Annotated in this window: 21 protein-coding genes; 10 read left to right on the top strand and 11 right to left on the bottom strand. The window is 67.8% G+C overall.

What is annotated here, in order from left to right; genetic code table 11:
* Positions 1-18 precede the first annotated feature (18 nt).
* Entirely contained in the window at positions 19-1,827 is a 1,809-nt protein-coding gene (phaC, locus tag J2S73_RS12350) for a class I poly(R)-hydroxyalkanoic acid synthase (protein ID WP_306885843.1), read from the bottom strand.
* 239 nt (positions 1,828-2,066) lie between these two features.
* On the opposite strand from phaC, the gene J2S73_RS12345 reads away from it, so the two are divergent.
* From J2S73_RS12345 to J2S73_RS12305, 9 genes are all read left to right on the top strand, one after another.
* A complete protein-coding gene (locus tag J2S73_RS12345) occupies positions 2,067-2,366 on the top strand; it encodes a hypothetical protein (protein ID WP_306885842.1) in 300 nt (99 codons plus the stop codon).
* A 165-nt stretch (positions 2,367-2,531) separates the two neighbouring features.
* Positions 2,532-3,749 carry an LL-diaminopimelate aminotransferase gene (locus J2S73_RS12340; protein ID WP_306886314.1) on the top strand — a complete coding sequence of 406 codons (1,218 nt, stop codon included), beginning with the start codon at positions 2,532-2,534 and terminating at the stop codon, positions 3,747-3,749.
* A 33-nt stretch (positions 3,750-3,782) separates the two neighbouring features.
* Entirely contained in the window at positions 3,783-5,138 is a 1,356-nt protein-coding gene (locus J2S73_RS12335; protein ID WP_306885841.1) for a homoserine dehydrogenase, read from the top strand.
* Position 5,139: 1 nt separating this feature from the next.
* Positions 5,140-6,144 carry a class II fructose-bisphosphatase gene (gene glpX / locus J2S73_RS12330; RefSeq protein ID WP_306885840.1) on the top strand — a complete coding sequence of 335 codons (1,005 nt, stop codon included), beginning with the start codon at positions 5,140-5,142 and terminating at the stop codon, positions 6,142-6,144.
* A gap of 31 nt (positions 6,145-6,175) precedes the next feature.
* On the top strand, positions 6,176-8,002 hold the full coding sequence (gene recJ / locus J2S73_RS12325) for a single-stranded-DNA-specific exonuclease RecJ (RefSeq protein WP_306885839.1): 1,827 nt from the start codon (positions 6,176-6,178) through the stop codon (positions 8,000-8,002).
* Positions 8,003-8,280: 278 nt separating this feature from the next.
* Positions 8,281-9,483 carry an ABC transporter substrate-binding protein gene (locus tag J2S73_RS12320; protein WP_370874439.1) on the top strand — a complete coding sequence of 401 codons (1,203 nt, stop codon included), beginning with the start codon at positions 8,281-8,283 and terminating at the stop codon, positions 9,481-9,483.
* Between the two features lie 82 nt (positions 9,484-9,565).
* Positions 9,566-11,455 (top strand): ABC transporter permease, encoded by a 1,890-nt coding sequence (locus J2S73_RS12315; protein ID WP_306885837.1) that lies wholly within the window; start codon positions 9,566-9,568, stop codon positions 11,453-11,455.
* Positions 11,452-12,207, top strand: a complete 756-nt coding sequence (locus tag J2S73_RS12310; protein ID WP_306885836.1) for an ABC transporter ATP-binding protein — start codon at positions 11,452-11,454, stop codon at positions 12,205-12,207. Before J2S73_RS12315 ends, J2S73_RS12310 begins: the two co-directional genes overlap by 4 nt.
* Positions 12,204-12,929 carry an ABC transporter ATP-binding protein gene (locus tag J2S73_RS12305; RefSeq protein WP_306885835.1) on the top strand — a complete coding sequence of 242 codons (726 nt, stop codon included), beginning with the start codon at positions 12,204-12,206 and terminating at the stop codon, positions 12,927-12,929. Before J2S73_RS12310 ends, J2S73_RS12305 begins: the two co-directional genes overlap by 4 nt.
* Positions 12,930-12,938: 9 nt before the next feature.
* Here J2S73_RS12305 and J2S73_RS12300 read toward each other — a convergent pair whose 3' ends face one another.
* The 8 genes from J2S73_RS12300 to J2S73_RS12265 form a co-directional block, all read right to left on the bottom strand.
* Positions 12,939-15,248 carry a xanthine dehydrogenase family protein molybdopterin-binding subunit gene (locus J2S73_RS12300; RefSeq protein WP_306885834.1) on the bottom strand — a complete coding sequence of 770 codons (2,310 nt, stop codon included), beginning with the start codon at positions 15,246-15,248 and terminating at the stop codon, positions 12,939-12,941.
* Entirely contained in the window at positions 15,248-15,727 is a 480-nt protein-coding gene (locus J2S73_RS12295) for a (2Fe-2S)-binding protein (RefSeq protein WP_306885833.1), read from the bottom strand. The genes J2S73_RS12300 and J2S73_RS12295 overlap by 1 nt, the downstream gene beginning before the upstream one ends.
* 58 nt (positions 15,728-15,785) lie before the next feature.
* Positions 15,786-16,643 (bottom strand): FAD binding domain-containing protein, encoded by an 858-nt coding sequence (locus tag J2S73_RS12290; protein WP_306885832.1) that lies wholly within the window; start codon positions 16,641-16,643, stop codon positions 15,786-15,788.
* Between the two features lie 217 nt (positions 16,644-16,860).
* Positions 16,861-17,079 (bottom strand): formate dehydrogenase subunit delta, encoded by a 219-nt coding sequence (locus tag J2S73_RS12285; RefSeq protein ID WP_306885831.1) that lies wholly within the window; start codon positions 17,077-17,079, stop codon positions 16,861-16,863.
* Positions 17,080-17,168: 89 nt separating this feature from the next.
* Positions 17,169-17,990 (bottom strand): formate dehydrogenase accessory sulfurtransferase FdhD, encoded by an 822-nt coding sequence (gene fdhD, locus J2S73_RS12280; RefSeq protein ID WP_306885830.1) that lies wholly within the window; start codon positions 17,988-17,990, stop codon positions 17,169-17,171.
* Positions 17,991-17,993: 3 nt separating this feature from the next.
* Entirely contained in the window at positions 17,994-20,831 is a 2,838-nt protein-coding gene (gene fdhF, locus J2S73_RS12275; RefSeq protein ID WP_306885829.1) for a formate dehydrogenase subunit alpha, read from the bottom strand.
* Positions 20,832-20,862: 31 nt separating this feature from the next.
* Positions 20,863-22,425, bottom strand: coding sequence for a formate dehydrogenase beta subunit (locus J2S73_RS12270; RefSeq protein WP_306885828.1), 1,563 nt, complete (start codon positions 22,423-22,425; stop codon positions 20,863-20,865).
* Between the two features lie 4 nt (positions 22,426-22,429).
* Complete coding sequence (locus J2S73_RS12265) at positions 22,430-22,972, bottom strand: NAD(P)H-dependent oxidoreductase subunit E (protein ID WP_306885827.1); 543 nt, start codon at positions 22,970-22,972, stop codon at positions 22,430-22,432.
* A 256-nt stretch (positions 22,973-23,228) separates the two neighbouring features.
* Here J2S73_RS12265 and J2S73_RS12260 point away from each other — a divergent pair, with 256 nt between their 5' ends.
* Entirely contained in the window at positions 23,229-24,503 is a 1,275-nt protein-coding gene (locus J2S73_RS12260; protein ID WP_306885826.1) for a GGDEF domain-containing protein, read from the top strand.
* 25 nt (positions 24,504-24,528) lie between these two features.
* Here J2S73_RS12260 and J2S73_RS12255 read toward each other — a convergent pair whose 3' ends face one another.
* Entirely contained in the window at positions 24,529-25,464 is a 936-nt protein-coding gene (locus J2S73_RS12255) for a LysR family transcriptional regulator (RefSeq protein WP_306885825.1), read from the bottom strand.
* Positions 25,465-25,497: 33 nt separating this feature from the next.
* Positions 25,498-26,052 carry a cytochrome b gene (locus J2S73_RS12250; RefSeq protein ID WP_306885824.1) on the bottom strand — a complete coding sequence of 185 codons (555 nt, stop codon included), beginning with the start codon at positions 26,050-26,052 and terminating at the stop codon, positions 25,498-25,500.
* Positions 26,053-26,058: the final 6 nt, after the last annotated feature.

Here is a 26,058-nt window from a genome sequence, read left to right as displayed (position 1 = left end):
GCGCGCAGGGGGGAAGCCTCAGGACTTCACTTTCACGTAACTGCCGGGCGCATCCTCGATGGGTTTCAGCTTGCCGCCGCCTGGCTTGCGCGCCTTCACCTCTTCGCCCTTTGCGTGGGCCTGCATCCAGTCCCGCCAATCCGGCCACCAGGAGCCGGCATGTTCGGTGGCGCGGGTCAGCCAGTCGTCATAGTCGCCCTCGACCGGGGCATCGGACCAGAACTGATACTTGTTCTTGGACGGCGGATTGACCACGCCGGCGATGTGGCCGGAGCCGGCGAGGGTGTAGCGCACCTCGCCTCCGAAGAATCTGGAACCTTCGAAGACGGAGCGGGCCGGCGCGATATGGTCCTCCCGCGTGGCGAGATTGTAGACGGGGATGGTGACGTCCCCGAGCGAAATGCGGTGGTTGCCGACGGTGAGCGTGCCTTCCGTCAGGCGGTTCTCGAGATAGAAGTTGCGCAGATAGAAGGAATGGTTCGCCGCCGGCATGCGCGTGGAATCGGAGTTCCAGTAGAGCAGGTCGAACGGGAAGGGCTCCTGACCCTTGACGTAGTTGTTGACCACGTAGGGCCAGATCAGATCGTTGGAGCGCAGCAGGTTGAAAGCGGCGGCCATGCGCTCGCCCTCCAGGTAGCCCTTCTCGCGCATGTGCGCTTCCAGGCTGAGCAACTGTTCCGGATCGACGAAGACCTTCAGGTCGCCTGCGTGCTTGAAGTCGACCTGGGTCGCCAGGAAGGTGACGGTGTCCGCCCGATGGTCGCCGGTCTCCGCCATGTAGGCGAGGGTCATCGCGGTGAGCGTCCCGCCCACGCAGTAGCCGATCACGTCGATCTTGTCCTCGCCGGTGGCCTTCTGCACCAGGTCGAAGCTCTCGATGACGCCTTCGCGCATGTAGTCCTCGAAGGTCTTCTCGGCGAGATTGGCGTCCGGATTGACCCAGGAGACCACGAAGACCGTGTAGCCTTCGTCCACCATCCACTTGATGAAGGATTTCTCCGGCGTCAGGTCGAGGATGTAAAATTTGTTGATCCACGGCGGCACAACGAGGACCGGCTTCTTCTTCACCGTCTCGGTGGTCGGCGAATATTGAATGAGCTGGCGGACTTCGTTCTGGGCAATCACCTTGCCGGGCGTCGTGGCCAGGGTCTCGCCGACCTCGAACCCCTTCAGCGCGGTCTGCCGGATCCGGAGCTTTCCACCCCCCCGTTCGATGTCCTCCGCGAGCATCTTCATGCCGCGCACCAGATTTTCGCCGTTCGAGGTCGCGGTCGCGCGCAGCAGTTCCGGGTTGGTGAAGATGAAGTTGGACGGCGACATCGCGTTGGCGAGCTGCCGCACGTAGAACTCCGCCTTGTGGCGGGTGTGCTCGTCGATGTCCTCGGCTTCCTCGACGAGGTCCTCCGCCCACCGGGTCGTCACCAGGTAGACCTGCTTCAGGAAGTCGAAGAACTGGTTCTCCGACCATTCCGGATCCTTGAAGCGCTTGTCCTTGGGATCCGGCTCGATCGCGGGGTCGGCCTTCTCGCCGGCCATCTTCTGGAGCGTCGAGCTCCAGATCGACATGTAGCCGGCCCAAAGCCGGGTCTGGGCTTCCATTGCCCGGTTCGGGTCGGAGAGCCAGTACTGGCCGACGTGGGAAAGGGTTTTCACCCAGTCGTTGATCTCGTCGCCGTAACTCGGCGTCGTCTCGCCCTTCTCGATCGGTTCGAGATAGGCGGCGATCGCCTTCCCACCCTGTTCGATGACCTTGGCGAGATTGTCCGCAAAGGCCTCGGGATTGTTGACGATATACTGGAGGATCGGGTCTGGTCGGTTCTGGTCCATGGCCGCCTCTTTCGCCGGCGTCGTCTGGGGTCACAGCCAACAGATAGGATCGCGGTGTGGCCTGTGCGTGACGCTCATCCTAGCCGACCTTCGCAACCGAAATCGAGCGGCCAAGCATAGAGTTTTTCGCGATGCGGCCCGATCGTCAGGGTCCATGCGGATATGGGAGCGGGGAATTGCGCCGCGGGAGCATTCGGGCCATTGATGGGCGCGTATTTTCCCGGGCCCGGAGCCACACGATGCCGATTCGATCCTCGACCAGTCGCCCCTCCAGGACCCTCCGTGCCGCATCGGCCGTCCTGGCAGCGGCCCTGGTCGCCGGCTGCTCCAGCACCCCCGGGGCTCCGCTGATCGGCGACGGCTCGGCCGTGGTGCCGAAGGTCGGGACCGGCAATCCGGTGCGGCGCGACGGGTTCCCCAACGTGCTCGTCGATCCGGTCTCCGTGGAGGGCACGCCGCTGACCGCCGCCGAACAGGCCCAGGTTCAAGCGGATCTGACCGCACGTCGCGACGCGGCACAGGCTCAGGGCGCCTTTTAGACAAGGCGCGGGCCGGACCGGCCATCGAACGGCCGCAAGGCCGGCGCAATACTTCAATTATACGGTGCATGCGCGGGCGACTGGGCGTATGTTGCCCGGCCCATGAACCATTAACCATCCCATGGTAGCGTCGGGAGACGCGACACGGTGCAAGGTCAACGCGAGATGGACGACTTCCACAAGGTCAGACGGCTGCCGCCCTATGTGTTCGAGCAGGTGAACCGGCTCAAGGCAGCCGCACGAGCCGACGGCGCCGACATCGTCGATCTCGGCATGGGCAATCCGGACCTTCCGACGCCGCAGTTCATCGTCGACAAGCTGGTGGAGACCGTCAACAAGCCGCGCACCAACCGCTATTCCGCCTCGCGCGGGATCGGCGGTCTTCGCCGCGCCCAGGCCGCCTATTACGATCGCCGCTTCGGCGTGCGTCTGGATCCCGACACCCAGATCGTCGCGACGCTCGGGTCGAAGGAGGGCTTCGCCAACATGGCCCAGGCGATCACCGCGCCGGGCGATGTGGTGCTGACGCCGAACCCGAGCTATCCGATCCACGCGTTCGGGTTCCTGATGGCCGGCGGCGCGATCCGCTCGGTGCCGGCCGAGCCGGGCCCGGAATATTTCCACGCGCTGGAGCGGGCCGTGATCCACTCGATCCCGAAGCCGATCGCCGTGGTGCTGTGCTATCCGTCCAACCCGACGGCGTGCACGGCCTCGCTCGACTTCTATAAGGACGTGATCGCGTTCGCGAAGAAGCACGAGATCTTCGTGCTGTCGGATCTGGCCTATTCGGAGATCTATTTCGACAGCCCGCCGCCGCCCTCCGTTCTGCAGGTGCCGGGCGCGATGGACGTCGCGGTCGAATTCACCTCGATGTCCAAGACCTATTCGATGCCGGGGTGGCGCATGGGCTTCGCCGTCGGCAACGAGCGGCTGATCGCAGCGCTCGCGCGGGTCAAATCCTATCTCGACTACGGGGCGTTCACGCCGATCCAGGTGGCGGCGTCGGCCGCCCTCAACGGTGGCGACGAGCCGATCGAGGAGGTCCGCCAGATCTACCGCAAGCGCCGCGACGCGCTGGTCGACAGCTTCGGCCGGGCCGGCTGGGCGATTGACCCGCCGAAGGCCTCCATGTTCGCCTGGGCCAGGGTGCCCGAGCCGTTCCGCGAGCTGGGCAGCCTTGGCTTCACCAAGCTGCTGCTTGAGAAGGCGGAAGTCGCGGTCGCGCCGGGCGTCGGCTTCGGCGAGCATGGCGACGAGTATGTCCGTATCGCTCTGGTGGAGAACGAGCAGAGGATCCGGCAGGCAGCGCGCAATGTGCGTCGCTTCCTTGAATCGGCGGAGCAAACGTTGCACAACGTCGTGCCGATCGGTTCGCGCCGATAGGATTTCGCGCAACTCGCCAGATTCCGGGCTTCTATGAAACCAGTCTTGAAAGTCGGCCTTGCCGGCCTCGGTACGGTAGGGGCGTCCGTCGTGCGTCTGCTGGCGCGGCGCAGCGACGAGCTCGCCGCCGCATGCGGCCGCTCCATCGAGGTCGTCGCCGTCAGCGCCCGCGATCGCCAGAAGGACCGTGGCGTCGATCTGTCCGCCGTGCGCTGGTACGACGATCCGGTCGCGCTCGCCCGTGACGCGGACATCGACGTGTTCGTGGAGCTGATGGGCGGCGAGGGCGATCCGGCGGATGCGGCCGTGCGGGCGGCGCTCTCCGGGGGCCGCGCTGTCGTCACCGCGAACAAGGCGCTGCTCGCCAGGCACGGAACCGAACTCGCCCGTCTGGCGGAAGCGAACAGCGTGTCGCTGTCCTTCGAGGCGGCGGTCGCCGGCGGCATTCCGGTGGTCAAGACCATGCGCGAAGCGCTGCTCGCCAACCGGGTCGACCGCGTCTACGGGATCCTGAACGGCACCTGCAATTACATCCTGACACGGATGGAAGCGGAAGGCCTCGGCTTCGAGGAGTGCCTCGCGGAGGCCCAGCGCCTCGGCTACGCGGAAGCCGATCCGACCTTCGACATCGACGGGTTCGACGCAGCCCACAAGCTGGCCATCCTGACCAGTCTCGCCTTCGGCACCGAGGTCGACGGCGAAGCGGTCTATGTGGAGGGCATCCGGTCGATCGAGACGGCCGATCTCGATGCGGCCGACGAACTCGGCTTCCGGATCAAGCTGCTCGGCGTGGCGATCCGCGCCGGCGACGGCATCGAGTGCCGCGTGCATCCGACGATGGTGCCGAAATCGTCCGCGATCGCGCGGATCGACGGGGTGCTCAACGCCGTTGCCATCGACGGGGACGCGCTCGGCGAGATCATCCTGGTGGGGCCGGGTGCAGGCGGAGATGCCACCGCGTCGGCGGTGATCGCCGACCTGGCCGACATCGCCCGCGGCGACACCGTGCCGCCGATGGGGCGCGCCGCGCACCGGCTGGAGCCGTACTCGCGGGCACGGATGCGGCGTCATGCGGGCGGGTACTATATCCGCCTTTCGGTGGCCGATCGGCCGGGCGCCTTCGCGGCGATCGCGACCCGGATGGCGGAAAAAGGGATCTCCCTGGAATCCATCGTCCAGCGCCGCCGCAAGGCGGGGGAAAACAGTCGCGCGAGCGGCGGCGACGCCACAGTGCAGCCTGTATTCCTCGTCACCCACGACACGACCGAGGAAGCGGTGCGCGAGGCGCTTGCAGCGATCGCCGCAGACTCGGTAATTGCAACGGAACCACAAGTCATTCGAATCGAGCGCCTGGACGACACCACGCCGTCGGCGCAGCGGGAGGTATAAAATGGGTGCTGAGCGAAAGGGTCTGCGTCACGACGAGGCCGTCCTGGACCGGATCCTGACGCTCGAGGTCGTCCGCGTCACCGAGCGCGCCGCCGTGGCGGCCGCCAAGCTTCGGGGGCGGGGAGACGAGAAGGCCGCCGACCAGGCTGCCGTCGACGCGATGCGCCGCGAGCTGAACCACCTGCCCATCGACGGCGAGGTCGTGATCGGCGAGGGCGAGCGCGACGAAGCACCGATGCTCTATATCGGCGAGAAGGTCGGTACCAAGCAGGGCCCGAAGGTCGACATCGCCCTCGATCCGCTCGAGGGCACCACGATCTGCGCCAAGAACCTGCCGAACTCGCTCGCCGTTCTGGCCGTCGCGGAGGGCGGAAGCCTTCTGAACGCGCCGGACGTCTACATGGAGAAGATCGCCGTCGGCCCGGGCTACCCGCCCGATCTGATCGATCTCGACACGCCGCCGGCCGAGCAGATCGCGGCGGTGGCCAAGGCCAAGGGCTGCGCGATCAACGAGGTCGCGGCCTGCATTCTGGACCGTCCGCGCCACGCCAAGCTGATCGAGGAGGTCCGCTCGACCGGTGCTGCGATCCGGCTGATCGGCGACGGCGACATTGCCGGCGTGATCCACACGACGAACCCGGAAGACACCGGGATCGACATCTACATGGGGATCGGCGGCGCGCCGGAAGGCGTGCTGGCCGCTGCGGCGCTGCGCTGCATCGGCGGACAGATGCAGGGCCGGCTCGTCATCAACAAAGACGAGCAGCGCGAACGCGCCGAGCGGATGGGTGTCACCGACATCCACAAGAAATACTCGATGGAAGAGATGGCGTCGGGCGACGTCTATTTCGCCGCGACCGGCGTCACCGACGGAAACCTGCTCCAGGGCGTCCGGTTCGGGCGCGAGACGGTCACGACGCACACGGTCGTGATGCGCTCGTCCACGCGGACCGTCCGCTGGATCAAGGCGACCCACGCGAACCTCGAGAAGTTCAAGCTCGATTGACCGAATCGCTTCCGTTTGCCATCGCACTTGGATGGTGAACGAAACGGGTTCGTCCGGGCGCTCCCCTCCGGGAGATGACGCGCCGGTGCTGCTGGGCGTTCGGTCGTCCGCGACCGGCCGCTCTTGGCGTGCGCGGCTTGGTCCGGCCCAGGAGATCGAGGCGCGTGCCATCGCCCAGCGGCACGGCCTGCCGGAAATCGTCGGCCGGGTCCTGGCCGGCCGGGGCGTGGACTGCGACGGCACCGAATCGTTTCTGGCGCCCAGCCTGAAAACGCTGCTGCCCGACCCATCCACCGTCACCGACTGCGAAGCGGCGGCCGAACGGCTTGCCGATTCGATCGAGCGCGGGGAGCGCGTCGCCGTGTTCGCCGACTACGACGTGGACGGCGCGACATCGGCGGCGATCCTGGTCCGGGCGTTGCGCGCTTTCGGCCTCGATCCGATTATCTACGTGCCCGACCGGGTCAGCGAGGGCTACGGCCCGACGGTCGAGGCCGTCCGCCATCTCTCCGAATCCGCCGACTTGCTCGTCGCCGTCGACTGCGGGAGTGCGGCCCACGACCCGTTCGAGGCCGCGCGCACGGCCGGGATGGACGTGGTCGTGATCGACCATCATCCGGTCGGCGAGACGCTGGCGCCGGCACGCGCCATCGTGAACCCGAACCGGCAGGACGACCTGTCGGGTCTCGGGCATCTTGCCGCCGTCGGCGTGACCTTCGTGGTGCTGGTCGCTCTCAATCGCGCCATTCGGGCGCGACGAGGTGCGGCCGCCGCCCGGGCACCCGATCTGCTGGGCTTCCTGGATCTCGTGGCGCTCGGAACAGTCTGCGACGTGGTGCCGCTTGCCGGGCTCAACCGGGCCTTCGTCGTCAAGGGCCTGCAGCTGATGCGGCAGCGGATCAATCCCGGCCTGACGGCGCTTTCCGACTGTGCGCGTCTCTCCGGCCCGCCGGAAGCCTATCATCTGGGATTTCTGCTGGGGCCGCGGATCAATGCCGGCGGACGGATCGGCGAGGCGGGGCTCGGCGCACGGCTCCTGACCAGCGACGATGCGGCATCGGCGGCGCGGATCGCCGTCGAGCTCGACCGGCTGAACCGGGAGCGACAGGCCGTGGAGGCGGCGGCACTCCAGGAAGCCGAAGCCATGCTTTTGCCGCTCGCGACGGCGGGCGAGCTGCCGCCGGTCATCGTGGTTGCCGCGCCGACCTGGCATATCGGCGTGGTCGGGCTGGTCGCCTCGCGTCTCAAGGAACGCTACCGGCGGCCGGTGTTCGCGATTGCTTTCGATGAAGAGGGGAAGGGTGTCGGCTCCGGGCGCTCGGTCGCCGGCGTCGACCTCGGACTTGCCGTGCGCGAGGCGTTTGCCGAAGGGTTGCTGATTAAGGGCGGCGGGCACGCGATGGCGGCCGGCCTCACCGTGGCCCAGGACCGGCTCGGAGACCTGACCGACTGGATCACCGCGCGGCTCGCCGGCGACGTCGAGGCCGCGCGCGGCTCGGACGGACTCAGCGTCGACGGCGTCCTGTCGCCCGGCGGAGCGACCACCGACCTGATCGGCCTGCTTGAACGGGCCGGGCCGTTCGGGGCCAAACATCCCGAACCGGTGTTCGCATTCGGCGACCTGCTCGTCGACACGGTTGCGGAGGTGGGCGACGCGCACCTGCGCGCCTCGTTCAAGGCCGAAGACGGCGCGCGGCTCGACGCCATGGCGTTCCGCGCGCGCGGGACCGATCTGGGCGACACACTGGTCCGGTCGCGGGGCGCGCCCCTCCAGGTGGCCGGCGGGCTGATGCTGGACACGTTCCGCGGGCCGCCGAAGGTCCGGCTCAAACTCACCGACGTCGCCATCAAGAGCTGAAGCGGCCCTCTGCCGTCGTCGGAACGGCCAGCCGCCAGGGTACCAAACGCGACGGGTTACGGCTCCCGGGCCCTTTGGGGAAACATCCCAGACCAATCCTCCACACCGATGGCTTCGCCGATCTCTCCCCTTGCATCCCGGCATCTGTCTCTGTAATGCTCATTTTGAGCATATGGGGTCGGCGGACGCCTTCACGGGCGTCGGCCGTCGTTCAGATCCGCGATTGCGCGACCGGTCGGACCGGCGCGCGGGCAGATGCGGAAAGGGAGAAGCCGATGATGGCAGGATGGGGAATTCGCGCGGCAACCGGACTGGCATTCGCTCTGGCAGCGATCGTTCCGAGCGCGGCCCAGGATCCGATCAAGATCGGAGAGATGAACAGCTACAAGGCGATACCGGCATTTCTTGAACCGTATTCCAAGGGGATGGAGCTGGCTGTCGAAGAGGTCAACGCGGCCGGCGGCGTGCTCGGAAGGCCGCTCGAGGTCGTCGCCCGCGACGACGGCGCCAATCCGGGCGACGCGGTTCGCACCGCCGAGGAGCTCGTCGCCCGCGAAGGGGTCGATCTTCTGGCCGGAACGTTCCTGTCGAACGTCGGGCTTGCGGTCGCCGAGTACGCCAAGCAGCGGAAGGTCTTCTTCCTGGCCTCAGAGCCGCTCTCCGACAAGCTGACCTGGGAGAACGGCAACCGCTACACGTTCCGGCTCCGACCCTCGACCTACATGCAGGTCGCCATGCTGATGGACGCTGTCGAGGCTTCGGGCGCTAAGCGCTGGGCGCTGGTCTATCCGAACTACGAATACGGCACGTCCGCCGCCGAGACGTTCAAGCAGCTCCTGAAGGAGCGCGTGCCGGACGCGGAAATCGTGACCGAGCAGGCGCCGCCGCTGCGCAAGATCGATGCGGGCGCGGTCGTTCAGGCGCTGGCCGACAGCCGGCCCGACGGCATCTTCAATGCGCTGTTCGCCGGCGATCTCGCCCAGTTCGTCCGGGAAGGCCAGACGCGCGGCCTGTTCGACGAGATGGCGGTCGTCAGCCTGATCACCGGCGAGCCGGAATATCTGAATCCGCTCGGTGGCGACACGCCGACCGGGTGGGCGGTGACCGGCTACCCCTGGTACGGCATCGACACGCCGGAACACGATGCGTTCCTGAGCGCCTATCAGGAGATGTTCGACGACAATCCCTATCTCGGATCCGTGGTCGGCTACTCCACCATCAAGGCGATCGCCGCCGGTATCGAAAAGGCCGGCACGACCGATACGGAGGCGCTGGTCGACGCGTTCAAGGGGCTGACCGTCGAGACGCCGTTCGGGGACGTGACCTTCCGCGAGATCGATCACCAGTCCACAATGGGGGCCTATGTGGGCAGCCTCGATCTCGTCGACGGCGAGGGGCGGATGGTGGATTTCCGCTACGTTTCCGGCGAGGAGGTCATGCCGAGCGACGAGATGGTGCGCGAGCTTCGCCCGGCCGACTGAGCCGGCCGCTCCACCATTGACGGCAATAACGTGAGGCGCCCGCGGCCGGACCCGGTCGGCGGGCGCATTCCGTGAGCGTGCGATGACACTCGACGGCCTTCTCTTCCAGGCACTTAACGGGCTCGCCCAGGCGTCGTCGCTGTTCATGGTGGCGGCCGGGCTGTCGCTGGTCTTCGGCGTCACCCGGATCGTGAACCTGGCACACGGCTCCTTCTTCATGCTGGGGCTCTATCTCGCCTGGACGGTCGCCACGACCGTCGGGGGTGCGCTCGGCTTCTGGGGTGCGCTTCTCGTGGCGCCGCTGATCGTCGCCGGCCTCGGGGTCGTCATCGAAGTCGCGATCCTCAGACGGCTCTACCGGGCGCCGGAGCTGTTTCAGCTCCTGTCGACCTTCGCGGTGCTGCTGGTCCTCAACGACGCGGCCCTCTATCTCTGGGGGCCGGAGGATCTTCTCGGGCCCCGCGCCGCCGGCCTCGAAGGCGCGGTGACGCTGCTCGGCCGCCGCTTTCCGACCTACGACCTGTTTCTGATCGCCATCGGCCCGGCCGTGCTTCTGGCGCTGCACGTGCTGGTCTCGCGCAGCCGGTTCGGCCGGCTGATCCGGGCGGCGACCGAGGACCGGGAGATGGTCGGCGCGCTCGGCGTGAATCAGGCGCTCCTGTTCACGGCCGTGTTCGCGCTGGCCGCGGGTCTCGCAGGACTGGGAGGCGCGCTGCAACTGCCCCGACAGCCAGCCACGCTCACGCTGGATCTCGACATCATCGCCGACGCCTTCGTGGTGACCGTGGTCGGCGGAATGGGCTCGATTCCCGGCGCGTTCCTGGCGGCGATCCTGATCGCGGAGATCAAGGCGCTCTGCATCGGCATCGGCCAGATCAGCGTGTTCGGGCTCGATCTCAACCTGTCGAAGTTCACGCTCGTCGCCGAATTCGTGGTGATGGCTGTCGTCCTCGTGATCCGGCCCTACGGGCTTCTCGGACGGGCGCCGCCGCCGGTGCGCTCGTCGGCGCCGCCGGAAGCCCCGCTGAGGGTGCAGGGATGGCGGTTCAGGGGCGCCGCGCTCGTCCTGATCCTCGTCCTTGCGCTGCTGCCGCTAGCGGCCGCCGACCGGCCGTATTCGCTGGTCATCGCGACCGACATCCTGATCGCGGTCCTGTTCGCGGCCAGCCTGCACTTCATCATGGGGCCGGCCGGGCTCGATTCGTTCGGGCACGCGGCCTATTTCGGCCTCGGCGCGTACGGCGCGGCCCTGGCCGTCACCAAGCTCGGCCTGCCGATGGGACCCGCGTTCGTGGTTGCGCCGCTCGCGGCCGCAGCCGGGGCCGCCCTGTTTGGCTGGTTCTGCGTCCGGCTCTCCGGCGTCTATCTGGCGATGCTGACGCTCGCCTTCGCCCAGATCGTCTGGTCGATCCTGCACCAGTGGGAAGCGGTTACCGGGGGGTCAAACGGCATCTTCGGCGTCTGGCCGCCGGCGCCCTTCGACAGCCGTGGCGGGCTCTATCTGCTGGCGCTTGCGGTCACGGTTGCAGGCGTCTTCGCCATCCGCACGATCACCTATGCGCCATTCGGCTACGCGATGCGGGCGGGCCGCGATTCGCCGCTTAGGTCCGAGGCGATCGGGATCGGCGTCCTGCGCGTCCACTGGCTGGCATTCGTCATCGCCGGCGCGCTCGCGGGCCTGGCGGGAGCGCTGTTCGCCTTCTCCAAGGGCTCGGTGTCGCCGGAGATCGCGTCGATCGCCAAATCGGTCGATGGTCTCGCCATGGTGCTGCTCGGCGGCGTTCATTCCCTCGGGGGCCCCATCGTCGGCGCGACCGTGTTCACCTGGCTCTCCGACACCGTCTCCCGGGCGACGGACTACTGGCGCGCCCTTCTGGGCGGGATCATCCTGTTGATCGTTCTGGTCATGCCGGGCGGCATCATGGGAACGGTGACGCGGGCGGTCCGGACGCTCAGGAGGCGGGCCGCATGAGCCTTCTGGCGGTCAAAAACCTCTCCCGGCGCTTCGGGGGCGTCACGGCGGTCGACGATGTGAGCTTCACCGTCGGGGCCGGGGAGGCGGTCGCCCTGATCGGACCGAACGGGGCCGGGAAGTCCACCTGCTTCAATCTGATCGACGGTCAGCTCGCCGCCGATACGGGCGAGATCGTGTTCGATGGTCAGACGATCTCGGGCCTGAAGCCGCGCCAGCTGTTTCGGCTGGGAATCGCGCGCACGTTCCAGATCGCGACCGTTTTTCCGACCATGACCGTTGCGGAGAACGTGCAGCTCGCGCTCCTGTCCCACCGGCGCGAGATCTTCCGGTTCGCCGGCGCGGTCGCGAAGCGGCACCGGTCCGAGGCCGTGGCGCTTCTGGCCCGGGTCGGCCTTGCCGACAGCGCCGACCGCGCGGCGCGCATGCTCGCCTATGGCGACGTGAAGCGCCTGGAGCTGGCGATCGCGCTCGCCAACCGTCCGCGCCTGCTGCTGATGGACGAGCCGGCGGCCGGCATGGCGCCGCAGGAGCGCGCCGGACTGGTGGAGCTGGTGCGCGGCGTCGTGGCCGACGGCCAGGTCTCGGTGCTGTTCACCGAACACTCGATGGACGTGGTGTTCTCCTTCGCCGACCGGGTTCTGGTGCTCGCCGACGGCCGGCTGATCGCAAGCGGTACGCCGGACGAGGTTCGCGCCGACAGGACGGTGCAGGAGCGCTATCTCGGCACCGGCCCGGAGGCGCGCGCATGAGCCCGGTTCTGGAAATCGAAGCGCTGTCGGCCTGGTATGGCGAGGCGCAGATCCTGTTCGATGTGGACCTGACGCTTGGCCGCGGCGAGGTCGTGGCGCTGATGGGGCGCAACGGCGCGGGAAAATCCACCACGCTGAAGGCGATCATGGGCCTCGGTGTCCGGGTGGACGGCGCGGTGCGCTTTCTGGGCCAGTCCATCGTCGGAGCGCCCGCCTACCGGATCGCGCGGGCCGGCCTCGGATACGTTCCCGAGGACCGGCGCATCTTCAAGGGGCTGACGCTGGAGGAAAATCTCGACATCGGCCGGCATCCGCCACGCACCTGGCCGGACGGTCGCCCGGCGCCGTCCTGGACCCAGGCGGACCTGTTCCGCCTGTTTCCCAATCTGGCGCGAATGCCGGGTCGGGCGGGCGGCGCCATGTCGGGCGGCGAACAGCAGATGCTGACGGTGGCGCGGACGCTGATGAGCAATCCGCTGGCGCTTCTCCTCGACGAGCCCTCGGAAGGCGTGGCGCCGCTCATCGTGGAGGAAATGGCGGCCACGGTCCGCGCCCTGAAGGCGGAAGGCCTGTCGGTCCTGTTGTGCGAGCAGAATCTGGGCTTCGCGCGCGCGGTGGCCGACCGGGCGGTCGTCCTGGAGCAGGGCCGGGTGTGCTTTTCCGGCACGATGGACGCGCTTGTCTCCGACCCGGACGCCCAGGCCCGCTATCTCGGCGTCTGACGCCCGTCTTCAGCCGACGCCCCGGAGGATCGCGCGCAGGCGCGCCGGGGTGACCGGCAGTTCCGTGATCGCACCGGGCTGGCCGATGGCGGCATCGATCGCCGCTGCGATCGCCGCGCCCGCGCCGCTCGTGCCGAGCCCGCCGCATCCCTTCATGCCGAGGGGCGTCAGCGGAGAGGGGGCGTCGTCGGCGATCAGGCATTCGATGTCCGGGATCTGATCGGCCGTCGGCAGCACGTAATCCGACAGCGTCATGGCCAGGGGTTCGCCCCCGGGCGAATAGGCGAGTTCCTCCGACAGCGCGCCGCCGATCCCGTGGGCCGCGCCGCCGGAAAGCTGGCCCTCGATCAGCCGGGGATTGATCGCGTTGCCGACGTCGGCGGCGACCAGATAGCGCTCCACCGTTGCGGCGCCGGTGTCTTCGTCCACGGCGACGACCGCAGCGTGAACGGCGTAAGGATAGGTCGGGCCGTCGAGGGTTACCCAGGCCTCACCGGAAAGTCCCGCTCCGTCGTCCGGCGCGAGGTCCGGGCCGAGGGCTGCGACCCGTTCCGGGCGCAGGGCGCGCGCGACGGCGCCAATCGGCAGCCCGGGCGCATCGGAATGATCGATGGCGCGGACTTCTCCGGCCTCCAGCATGAGGCGCTCGGCGGAGACGCCGATCAGGGCGGCTGCTGCCGCGAGCGCCTTCTCGCGGACCTTTTCCGCCGCCTGCTGCGCGGCCGTCCCGGTCATGACGGTGGTGCGGTTGCCGCGCGCGCCCTGGCCGAAGCCGATCCAGTCGGTCCGGCCATGGACGACGCGCACGTCGGTATAGGGAACGGCGAGGATATCGGCGACGATCTGGGCGATTACGGTCTCGACGCCCTGGCCGATATCGGCAGCTCCGGTGACCACTTCGACGGTGCCGGTGTCGTCGATGGTGATGCGGACGCCGTCGCCGCCGCCGCCGGCAGACGGTTCGACCACGATCGACAGGCCGAGCCCGACCAGTTCGCCCTTGGCCCTGCGGGCCGCCAGACGGCGGTGGAGCGCATCGATGCCGAGGGTTTCGGCAGCCCGCTCCAGAAGGCCGGCATAGTCGCCGGAATCGTAGACCACTGGCCAGTCCAGCACCGTCATCGGACGCTTGAAGGGCATCGCGTCCCGCGGGATCAGATTGCGCGCGCGCAGCTCCGTTGGGTCGATCCCGAGCCTGTCGGCGACCGCATCCATCAGCCGCTCGCGAACAAAGGCCGCCTCCGCGACCCCGCCGCCGCGGCAGGGGCCGAGGGGCGTCTTGTTGGTCAGGAGCACCTCGCCGCGTACCCGGTAGGCTGGCAGTTCATAGGGCCCCGGCAGCATGGCGGCGGTGAGGTCCGCCGCGGTCAGCGCGTCGGGGCGGAGGTAGGCACCCTGGTCGAGCTGGAAGTTGACGTCGATCGCAAGGAGGCGTCCGTCATCCCCGGCGGCAACGCGCGCCAGATGACGCTGGGCCCGGCCGGGACTGGCCGCAAGGATGTGTTCGCGCCGGTCCTCCACCCAGCCGACCGGCCGGCCGAGACGGAGCGCGGCAAGGCAGACGAGAACATCTTCAGGGCCGATTTCGCCGCGTACGCCGAACGACCCGCCCACATGTCCTTCATAGAGGAAGATCCGTGACGCCGGGCGGCCGACCAGGCCCGCCAGCAGGTCCCGATCGATATGGGGCAGCTTCGCCGCGCCATAGACTTCCAGCACGTCGCGCGCGCCGTCCCACTTTGCCACGAGGCCGCGGGTCTCCAGCGGCATGGCCGCCTGGCGGGCGATTGCGAGGTCCAGCTCGACGATCACATCCGCCCGGCTGAACGCGGCATCGACATCGCCGTAGCCCTTGTCGACGACGGCGGCCAGGCTGCCCGGCACGGTGTCGGGCCCGTGCGGCACGCTGGAATCGACGGCAACGTCCAGAAGGTCGGCGCCGATCTCGACCCGTTCGGCCGCGTCCTCGGCGATTGCCGGCGTGTCTGCGATGACCACGGCAACGGGTTCGCCGACATAGCGGGCTACGTCCCGCGCCAGGATCGGCTGGCGGAAGGCGGCGAGATCGTCACCGGTGTCGACCCGGTACCCGATCGGACCGACATCGCCCAGATCGTCGGAGGTCCAGACCGCGACGACGCCGGGAACGGCGCGGGCCGCGTCGAGCTGCAGATCGGTGATGCGGGCGTGCGGGTAGGGCGAGCGGATGACCCGGAGGGCGAGCTGGTCGGGCAGGGCGATGCCGCTGACGAACCAGCCGCGGCCGGCGACCAGCGGTCCGCTTTCCAGGCGGGTAAGGGGACGGCCGAGATGACGCATCACGGGGCCCGCCTGGCTTCCTTCGCCGCCCGGCGGATGGCACGTCGGATCGGTCCGTAGCCCGTGCAGCGGCACAAATTCATGGAAACCAGCGCGTCGATGGCGTCGTCGTTCAGGAACGGATCGTGTTCCAGCGCGGCGGCCGCGAGCATCAGGAAACCCGGCGTGCAGAAGCCGCACTGGACGGCGTCCTCCTCGTCGAACGCCTCCTGAAGCGCATGAAGCCTGCCGCCGGTGGCAAGGCCTTCGACCGTGCGCAGACTGCGTCCTTCCAGCTGACAGGCGAACATGAGGCAGGCGCGGGCCGGGTCATCGTCCACGATGACCGTGCAGCTTCCGCAGACGCCCTGTTCGCAGCCGACCGGGGTGCCGGTCAGGTGCATCGCGCGCAGGAGATCCGCGACGGTCTGGCGCGGCTCGACCTCGGCGGTGCAGTCCGACCCGTTCAGGCGGAAAGACACGGAGACGCGGCCGCTCATGGCGCGCTCCGGAGCCTGCAAGGGCGAACGCTGGGAAGGGGGCAAGGCACGGGACGGCTCATCTGGTGGTCTGCTGCAGGGCGCGCAGCACCATGCTGCGAACGAGGTCGCGACGATAGAGGGCGTCGGCCTGATAGTCCTCCAGGGGGTCGATGATCTCGGCGGCAAGTTCGGCCGCCTGCAGGAAGCGCGGTTTGCTCGGGGCGGAGCCTTCCAGTGCCTCCTCGACCTCGCTCAGGCGCCTCGGCACGGCTTCCGCACCGCCGGTGGCGATCCGGACGCGGGTCATGCGGCCGCCCTTCAGCTCGTACAGCGCGAGGGCCAGCACGGTGGCGTAGTCGCCGGTCCGGCGGCCGAACTCGGAAAAGCCCCAGCGCGTCGCGCCCGGCAGCTCCGCGATGGTGGCGGCCGTCATCATCTCGTCCTCGCGGGCCGTCGTCGCCATGACGCCGGCAAAGAATTCAGAGGCCGGGACGGACCGGGGACCATCCTGCCGGCTTTCGAGCGTCAGATTGACGTCGAGCGCGACCACGGCGAGCGCCCATTCGGACGCGGGGTCGGCCTGGGCGAGGCTCCCGCAGAACGTACCACGGCATCGCACGGGCCACGGACCAACCTTCTCAGCCATGGAGGAGAGCAGGGCGCCCAGCGGACGTTGCGGGGACAGTCGGCGGAGATCCTGATGCCGGACCAGCGGGCCAATCTCCAGACGCCCGTCTTCCTCGGCCAGGGGCGGCGCATCGGTGAGGCCGTTCACATCGACCAGAATCGAGGGCTGCGCCAGACGATAGGCCATGGCTGGCACGAGGCTCTGCCCGCCCGCCAGAATGCGCGCGTCACCGCCGGCATCCGCGAGCTGGGAAAGAGCCTCGTCGATCGTGCGAGGCGCCAGATATGTGAAGGCAGCCGGCTTCAAGGGCCGAGGTCTCCCCCTGGATCGGTCTCAGCTTGCAGCCGACCGCGTGCCGGAAGGCCGACGCGGGTTGCCACCGGACACCGGGGCGGTCTGCCGAGCGAATCGCGGCAGTTGGCTTCAGCGTGATTGTGACGGCGGGGGAGCGGAACGCAATGAGGTTCGCATCCAGCGGATCATGGGGGGAGCGAAGGGAAGGAACAATGGCGCCCGGCGGGTGTCAGCCCGACGCCGGAGCGAGCCGCGATGCCGCCTCGACCACCAGCGGATCCAGGGCCGAGCCGCCGCTTTCCATCATGTCGAACAGGGTGCGGCGCATCCGCGGGTCCCAGAACTTGGCGATGTGGTCGGCGATGCCTTCGACCGCTTCCTCGTGGTCATAGGCGGAGAAATAGTCGGCGATCTGGTTCGCCATCCGGGTGATCTCGGCCTGGTCCATTGTCTGTCCGTTTCGCGGGTCGCTTGCCGGGTTCTTTTCACTTCCGAGATTCAGAAGCCTACATAACCTTCTGATCCAATATTCTTTTCTCAGTCCACGAGGACGACTGTTCCGTCCGGACCCGCGGCCGCCAGCTTGATGCCGGCGTTGCGGGCGCAGGTCAGCGCCAGGGTCGTCGGCGCGGAAATCGAGGCGATCAGAGGTGCGCCGGCGGTCGCGGCCTTGAGCACCATCTCGAAACTGGTCCGGCTGGAAAGCACCACGAAGCCGTCCAGCGGAAGATCGCCGGCGCGGGCCCGGCTCCCGATCAGCTTGTCGAGGGCGTTGTGCCGGCCGACATCCTCGCGCGCGTCGACGATCGTGCCGTCGGGTGTGGCGAGGGCGGCCGCATGGACGCTGCGGTTGATCCGGTTCATCGGCTGATGCTCGGAAAGCTGACGGAATGCCGCCGCGATCGCTTCCGGAGCGACGGGTGGACGGGCCGGAACCGGCAAGGCTGCGCGAACCGCGTCGCCGAGGGCCGTCACGCCGCAGACGCCGCAGCCGGATCGGCCGGACAGGCCGCGCGTGCGGTCAGCCCCTGCCGCCAGCGAAGAGGCCGGCGCCTGCAGATCGGCCACGATGCCGTCGGAGGCATTCTCGATCTGGATGGCCTCGATGGCGGCGACGTCATCCAGCAGCCCCTCTGTCAGCGCGAAGCCGGTGACGAAATCCTCCAGATCCCGGGGGGTTGCCATCATCACCGCGAAAGACGCGCCGTTGAGGCGGATCTCGACCGGGACTTCCTCGGCGAGCGCCCAGACGCCGGGACGAAAGGTGCCGTCCGGATGCCAGACCCGCGTCTTGACCCGCGGATCCTGCGATCCGACCGGCGCGTCCGCCTCGTCGTGCGCGTTCACCGCTCCGGCCATGGCCTACTCCGCGGCCTCGACCGCGGCGATCTCGGCCACCCGGCTCTGGTGCTCGACCTGCCATTCGGACGGTTGATTGGAAAGCGTCACCTGAACGGCGGTCACCTTGTATTCCGGGCAGTTCGTCGCCCAGTCGGAGTTCTCCGTGGTGATCACGTTGGCGCCCGTCACCGGGTGATGGAACGTCGTGTAGACCACGCCCTGGGGCATCCGGTCGGAGATCTTCGCCCGCAAGGTGGTCGCGCCCTTGCGCGACGCAATCGAGACCATCGCGCCGTCCTCGATGCCCCGGACATCCGCGTCGTGGGGATGAAGCTCCAGAACGTCCTCCTGATGCCAGGTCGAGTTCGGGGTTCGGCGCGTCTGCGCGCCCACATTGTACTGGGACAGGATCCGGCCGGTGGTCAGGATCAGCGGGTAGAACCGGTTCGTCCGCTCCTCCGTCGGCACGAACTTCGTCAGGGCGAATTTGCCGAGGCCGCGGACGAACTGTCCGACGTGCATGATCGGGGTCCCGTCAGGGGCCGACTCGTTGCACGGCCACTGGACCGACCCGTGGGCGTCGAGGTGCCCGAAGGAGACGCCGGTGAAGGTCGGGGTGACCGAGGCGATCTCGTCCATGATCTGGGCGGCGTTGTCGTAGTGCATCGGGTAGCCGAGGGCATTGGCGATCCGGGAGACCACCTCCCATTCCTGCAGGCCGGTGCGCGACGGCATCACCGGCCGGACGCGATTGATGCGCCGTTCGGCATTGGTGAAGGTGCCGTCCTTCTCCAGGAAGGAGGTGCCCGGCAGGAAGACGTGGGCGTAGGCGGCGGTCTCGTTCAGGAACAGGTCCTGAACGACGACGCACTCCATGGCCTCCAGTCCCGCTGTGACGTGCTGGGTGTCGGGATCGGACTGGGCGATGTCCTCGCCCTGGACCAGGAGCCCCTTGAACGATCCATCGAGGGCGGCGGCCAGCATGTTCGGGATGCGCAGACCGGGCTCGTCGTCGAGGGACACGCCCCAGCGCTCCTCGAACAGCGCGCGTACGCCCTGTTCGCCGACATGGCGATAGCCCGGATATTCGTGCGGGAACGAGCCCATGTCGCAGGAGCCCTGCACGTTGTTCTGGCCGCGCAGCGGGTTCACGCCGACGCCGTTGCGGCCGAGATTGCCGGTGGCCATGGCAAGATTGGCCATCGCCATCACCATGGTCGAACCCTGGCTGTGCTCGGTGACGCCGAGGCCGTAATAGATCGCCGCGTTGCCGCCGGTGGCGTAGAGGCGGGCGGCGGCACGGATCTCGGCGGCCGGCACGCCGGTGACGCCCTCGACGGCTTCCGGGCTATTTTCCTCGCCGGCAACGAAGTCTTCCCAGCGGGCGAAGGACACCGAATCGCAGCGCTCGGCCACAAAGGTACGGTCGACCAGGCCTTCGGTCACCACCACATGGCCGATCGCGTTCATCACGGCGACGTTGGTGCCGGGCTGAAGCTGGAGATGATGGGCTGCCTCGATGTGCGGCGAGCGAACGAGATCGATCCGCCGCGGATCGGCGACGATCAGCTTCGCGCCCTGACGCAGGCGCTTCTTCATGCGCGAGGCGAAGACCGGATGGCCGTCGGTCGGATTGGCGCCGATGACCAGGATCACGTCGGCCTCGTCGACGGACTTGAAGTCCTGGGTGCCGGCGGAGGTGCCGAACGCGTTCTTCAGGCCGTAGCCGGTGGGCGAATGACACACCCGCGCGCAGGTATCGACGTTGTTGTTGTGGAAGGCGGCCCGGACCAGCTTCTGGACGACGTAGACCTCCTCGTTGGTGCAGCGCGAGGAGGTGATGGCGCCGATCGACGCGCGCCCGTACTTGTCCTGGATGGACCGGAACCGGTCGGCGGTGAAGGCGATCGCCTCGTCCCAGGAGACCGGCCGCCATGCATCGTGAATGGTCTCGCGCACCATCGGGGTGGTCACGCGGTCCTTGTGGGTCGCATATCCCCAGGCGAACCGGCCCTTGACGCAGGAGTGGCCCTCGTTGGCGCCGCCGTCCTTGTACGGCACCATGCGGACGACTTCCTCGCCCTTGAGTTCGGCCTTGAAGGAACAGCCGACACCGCAATAGGCGCAGGTGGTGACCACGCTCCGGTTCGGCACGCCGTGGTCGATGACCGCCTTTTCCTGCAGCGTGGCCGTCGGGCAGGCCTGCACGCAGGCGCCGCAGGAGACGCATTCAGAGGAGAGGAAGTCGTCGAAGCCGGTGCCCGCGGACACCTTGGACTCGAACCCGCGGCCCTCGATCGTCAGCGCGAAGGTGCCCTGGACCTCCTCGCAGGCGCGCACGCAGCGCGAGCAGACGATGCACTTGGACGGGTCGAAGGTGAAATAGGGGTTGGAGACGTCCTTGGCCTGCTCAAGGTGGTTCTCGCCCTCGAAGCCGTAGCGCACCTCGCGCAGGCCCACGTCGCCGGCCATGTCCTGCAGCTCGCAGTCGCCGTTCGCCGCGCAGGTGAGGCAGTCGAGCGGGTGGTCGGAGATGTAGAGCTCCATCACCCCCTTGCGCAGGTCCTCCAGACGCCGGGTCTGGGTCTTCACGACCATGCCCTCGGCGACCGGGGTCGTGCAGGACGCAGGCGTGCCGCGCCGGCCTTCGATCTCCACCAGGCAAAGCCGGCAGGAGCCGAAGGGTTCGAGGCTGTCGGTCGCGCACAATTTCGGGATCGCGACGCCGGCCTCGGTCGCCGCGCGCATGACCGACGTGCCTTCCGGCACAGACACCGGCATGCCGTCGATCATGACGGTCACGGTGTTCTCGCCCGGCTTTTCCGGGGTGCCGTAGTCGGTCTCTTTCAGAAGCGTCATCGGAGCCTCCCTCCTGTGGTCGGTCCGGGGCCTATTCGGCCGCTTCCCGGGCATGAGCCCGGTCGAAGTCCTCGGGGAAATAGGTGAGGGCGCTCTTCACCGGCATCGGCGTCAGCCCGCCCATCGCGCACAGCGACGCGTCGGTCATCAGCGTGCAGAGATCTTCGACCAGCGCGACGTTCGTCGCGACGTCCTCGCCGGCCAGGATCCTGTCCATGGTCTCGCGGCCGCGCACCGCACCGACCCGGCACGGGGTGCATTTCCCGCACGATTCGATCGCGCAGAACGCGAAGGCGAAGCGGGCCTGACGCGCCATGTCGACGGTGTCGTCGAAGACGACGATGCCGCCGTGCCCCACCATGAAGCCAGCTTCGGCGAACGCCTCGTAGTCCATCGGCAGGTCCAGGCGATCGGCCGGGACATAGGCGCCGAGCGGTCCGCCGACCTGCACGGCCCGCACCGGGCGTCCGGAATGCGTCCCACCGCCGAAGTCTTCGATCAGCTCACGCAGGGTGACGCCGAAGCCAAGCTCGACGAGACCGCCGCGGGCGATGTTGCCGGCGATCTGGAACGGCATCGTCCCGCGCGACTTGCCCATGCCGTGGGCGGCGTAGGCCTCGGGCCCGTCGGCCAGAATGGAAGGCACCGCGGCGAAGGACAGCACGTTGTTGACGACGGTCGGCTTGCCGAACAGGCCGGCGATCGCCGGGATCGGCGGCTTGGCGCGCACGATGCCGCGCTTGCCTTCGAGGCTGTCGAGCATCGCCGACTCCTCGCCGCAGATGTAAGCGCCGGCGCCCACCCGCACGTGGAGCCTGAAGCTGCGTCCCGAGCCGAGAATGTCGTCGCCGAGCGTGCCGTCCGCCTCGCAGGCGGCGATCGCCGTCTTCATCGCGGCGATGGCATCGGGATATTCGGAGCGGATGTAGACGTAGCCGGTGCAAGCCCCGACGGCGAGGCCCGCGATCGTCATGCCCTCGATCAGGAGGAAAGGGTCGCCCTCCATCAGGATCCGGTCGGCGAAGGTGCCGGAATCGCCCTCGTCGGCATTGCAGCAGATATATTTCTCGTCCGCTTCGGCCGCCGCGACGGTCCGCCATTTGATCCCGGTCGGAAAACCGGCGCCGCCCCGTCCGCGCAGTCCGGACGCGACCACATCTTCCACGATATCCGCCGCAGGCTTGGCGAGCGCCGCCTCGAGGCCGCGGAACCCGCCCTGGGCGCGATAGTCGGCCACGGAGGCCGGATCGATGACGCCGCAGCGGGCAAACGTCACCCGGGTCTGGCGCGCGAGATAGGGAATGGCATCGACCGGTCCGAGATGGAGCGGATGACCGTCGGCGGACGGAAATCCGGCGTCGAACAGACCAGTCACATCGTCGGGGTCCACCGGTCCGTAGCCGATCCGCCCCGCGGACGTTTCGACTTCCACCAGGGGCTCCAGAAAAAGCGCGCCGCGGGTTCCGGTTCGCACCACCGACACCTCGATGCTGCGAGCCTCCGCCTCGGCCATGATCCGGGCGGCCACATCGTCGGCGCCGACCGACCGGGCGGCGGCGTCTTTCGGAACGAAGATCCGGATCGGAAACGTCATCGGTCTACTCCGCTGCTTCGCCGCGCGGGATGCGCGCCTCGGCGATCCAACGGTCCAGCCGCTCCGCCGTCACGCGCCCCTGCAGCTCACCGTCCACCAGCGCCGCGGGGCCGAGCGCGCAGTTGCCGAGACAGTAGGCGTCCTCGACCGTCACGGCCGCATCGGGCGTGGTCGCTCCGGAGCCGAGACGATGGGCGCGGTGGAGATGGTTGGCGAGGTCCTCGCATCCGACCGCCTGACAGGCTTCCGCCCGGCACAGCTTGATCACGCGACGGCCGGCAGGAGCGGTATGGAAGTCGTGGTAGAAGCTCACCACCCCATGAATCTCGGCCCGCGAGCGGTTCAGTCGGGCGGCGATCAACGGCTCGGCCTGGGGCGGCACGTGACCGAGGCGAGCCTGGATGGCATGCAGCATTTCGATCAGCGCATCCGGCCGATCGCCGTGCGCGGCGCAGACGTCCGCGACCGCAGCGGCGACGTCATCGGTCGTCGCCGGGGCATCCGCACCGGCGAGGGACGCCGATCGATCGTCCGGGGTGACCGACATTCCGTTTCCTCCGGTGCCGCTTGTCTCGCCACCAGTGGCCTGCGGCACGCTCTATCCGTTTGTGTCTTCGAGATTTTCTCATTGTCTGGAAAAGTTCAAATCGAAACTGCCCATCACTCGATAGGGCCGCTCTATCGTTCCGGTCCCTGAATTCTCGGGGTTTGTGCCCAACGTCTCCTCAGCCCACCAATTCCCGTAGCATTGGCCGGCCAACAGTGGTTCACTGCGGAGAAACCGAGTGGGGTGCGTGGTTTCCATGCTGGCTGATCTCAGCTTCGCACTGGCCCAGGGGGCGGTCTTTTTCGGGGTCATGCTGACCCTTTTCAGGTTCCGGCGGCAAATCGGCCTCGGCACGTTCATTGCCGCGCTGTGCGCGCTGACCTTCGCGGAAAACTATCTCGCGATCACCGTGTTCGTCGGGATCGGACCGCTGACCTACACGCCGGGATCCGTCGTACTCTTCACCGGCAAGCTGCTGCTTCTGCTGCTGGTCTACATACGCGAGGACGCCGAGACGGTCCGCCAGCCGATCTACGGGCTTCTGATCGGCAATCTGGTCATCGTCACGGTGGTGGTGCTGGTCAGCTTCCAGACCCGCGTGGGAACGGAAAGCGCCGGCACCGCGATCGATGTGATCGCGGATTCGACCTGGCTTTCGGTCTGGGGCACCTTCCTGCTCTTTGTCGACTGTATGGCGATGATCCTGATCTACGAGCGGCTCGTCCGAGTTGCCTGGATCGGCCTTTTCTCTCGTATCTGGCTGAGCGTCATCCTGGTCCTCACTTTCGACCAGCTCGCCTTCTTCACGGCGCTCTACGCCTTCTTCGGCGTTCCCTTCAGTGCCGGGATCGGTGGCTTCCTCGGCAAGGTCTCGGCGGCGGGTCTCTACAGCGCGGTGCTCTGGGCCTATCTCAGGTGGTTCGAGGACCATGTCGACATTTCCTGGCATCCCCACCGCCTGTGGGACGTGTTCGACATCCTGACCTATCGCCAGCGGTTCGAGGCCCTGAGCGAGGCCGCCCGTCTCGATCCGCTGACCGGCGCGCTGAACCGGCGGGCACTCGACGATTCCGGCCAGTCGATCATTGACGAATGCCTGAGAAACAGTGAACCCGTGAGCGTCTTTATGATCGATATCGACGGGTTCAAGGGCATCAACGACACCCATGGACACGCGATCGGGGATGACGTGCTCAGACAGTTCGTCGTCGCCCTCAAGGAGACGCTGAGGGTCTCCGATCCGATCTATCGATATGGCGGGGACGAGTTCGTGGTGATTGCGCCTGGCGCCGATCATGCCCCGGCCGAACGCATGGCCGGCGGGATCGAGGAGGCGGCGTCCAGGTTGCCCGTTGGAAACACCGGGGGCCAGCTGTCGGCGAGTATCGGGATTGCCACCGCGACGCACGGCCAGACCGATCTGGCGGAACTGATCACGGCGGCCGATCGCGCCATGTACGCCAAGCGTCAGGGAACCAGAGATCGGCGTCGTCCCAGTCAGAACGAACTGGCGCCGGATTCCGGTGGGTGAGCCAGCCTCGTTCGTCCGGTCCGCTTCACCCGACCCGTCCGGATGACGACGGGGCTTGGGCCTGGTCCGCGTCGGGTTGGAACTCGATCGCCAGAGCGGACCGGTAGACCGTCTCCACCAGCGGCGACATCGGATCCCGGTCGGCGACCACAAGGCCGACATTGTGGTCGACGCTCGGCTCCACGAGTTCGAGGGCGGCGATCCCGTCGAGCGAGCCGAACGCCTGCAGCGAAAGCTCCGGAAGCACGGCGGCGAGCTGCCCGTCGCGGACATGCGTGACCAGGGCGATGATGGAGTTCGTCTCGATGCGCACGCTCGGATTGACGCCAGCGGCAAGGAACGCGGCGTTGACGATCCGCCGGTTCTGCATGTCCGGCGTGAGAAGGGCGAGGGGATGGGCCGCAGCCTCCGCCCAGCTCACGCGCTTCGAGCCGGACAGGGGATGGCTTTCCGGGGTGATCAGACGCAGACGCTCGCGGAAGAGCGGCGCCGTCCTGACCTGATCGAGCGGTTCGTTGTCGAGATAGGTGATCCCGGCGTCCAGCTCGAACCGCTCGAGCCCGAGGCGGATGTCTTCCGACGACATAGAGAGGATGGAGAACCCGATCCCCGGAAAGGCATCGCCGACCTTGCGGGTGAGGACGGCGACCAGGGGCAGGGCAGACGGGATCACCCCTAGGGTGACGCGTCCGGTGAGTTCGCCCTTCATCCGGCTGAGGTCCTGCTGCATCGCCTCCCAGGATTCCAGGATCGACGAGGCCCGCTGGACGATCTGTTCGCCCTCCGGCGTGAGCCCGTGATAGCGGTGCCCGCGCTTGACGATCGGGATGCCGAATTCCTCTTCCAGCTGGCGAATGCGGGCGGACAGCGTTGGCTGCGTCACGCCGCACAATGCAGCGGCGCGCGTGAAATGCTGCTCACGGGCCAGGACCACCAGATAATTCAGCTGACGGATGTCCACGGTGGCCTCTTCGAACCCGAGTCGCCGCTTCCCTCAGGCCAGCGGTCCGGCGCCGGTGGTCATGCGCGAGAAGACCCCGTCGCGCCGGATGATCCCGTGATAGAGCGCGGCACCCACATGGGCGGCGATCGCTGCGATCATGACGAAACCGATGATCACGTGGACGGTCGACAGACGCTCGAACAGCGCCTCGTTCTTGGCGATCGCCGGCGGAAAGTCGACGATCCAGAAGAAGGTGACCGGCCCGCCGAAGGCCGACTTGGTCAGGTAGCCGAGCACCGGGTTGACCAGCAGGATCGCATAGAGGAGCGCATGGTTGGCGTGGGCCGCAAAACGCTGCCAGCCGGGCATCTCTTCAGGCAGCGCGGGTGCCGGCCGGCGCAGCCGGATGGCAAGCCGGATCAAAACCAGCGGAAAGACGGTCACGCCGAGCGACCAGTGCAGAACATAGAGATTGTTCATCAGCGGGCCGGGGGCGACGTTGTTCATGGCGATCGCCGCCGCGAGCAGAGCGATGACGATGACCGCGGTCAGCCAATGAATCCACCGCTGTGTCGCCGTGTAGCCAACGGGCGCGTGCGTTTCCATCCCGGC

This window comes from Amorphus orientalis, from assembly GCF_030814015.1.
Lineage (GTDB): Bacteria > Pseudomonadota > Alphaproteobacteria > Rhizobiales > Amorphaceae > Amorphus > Amorphus orientalis.
Note: the sequence above shows the minus strand (reverse complement) of the source record. Positions and strands in the feature narration are given on the sequence as shown.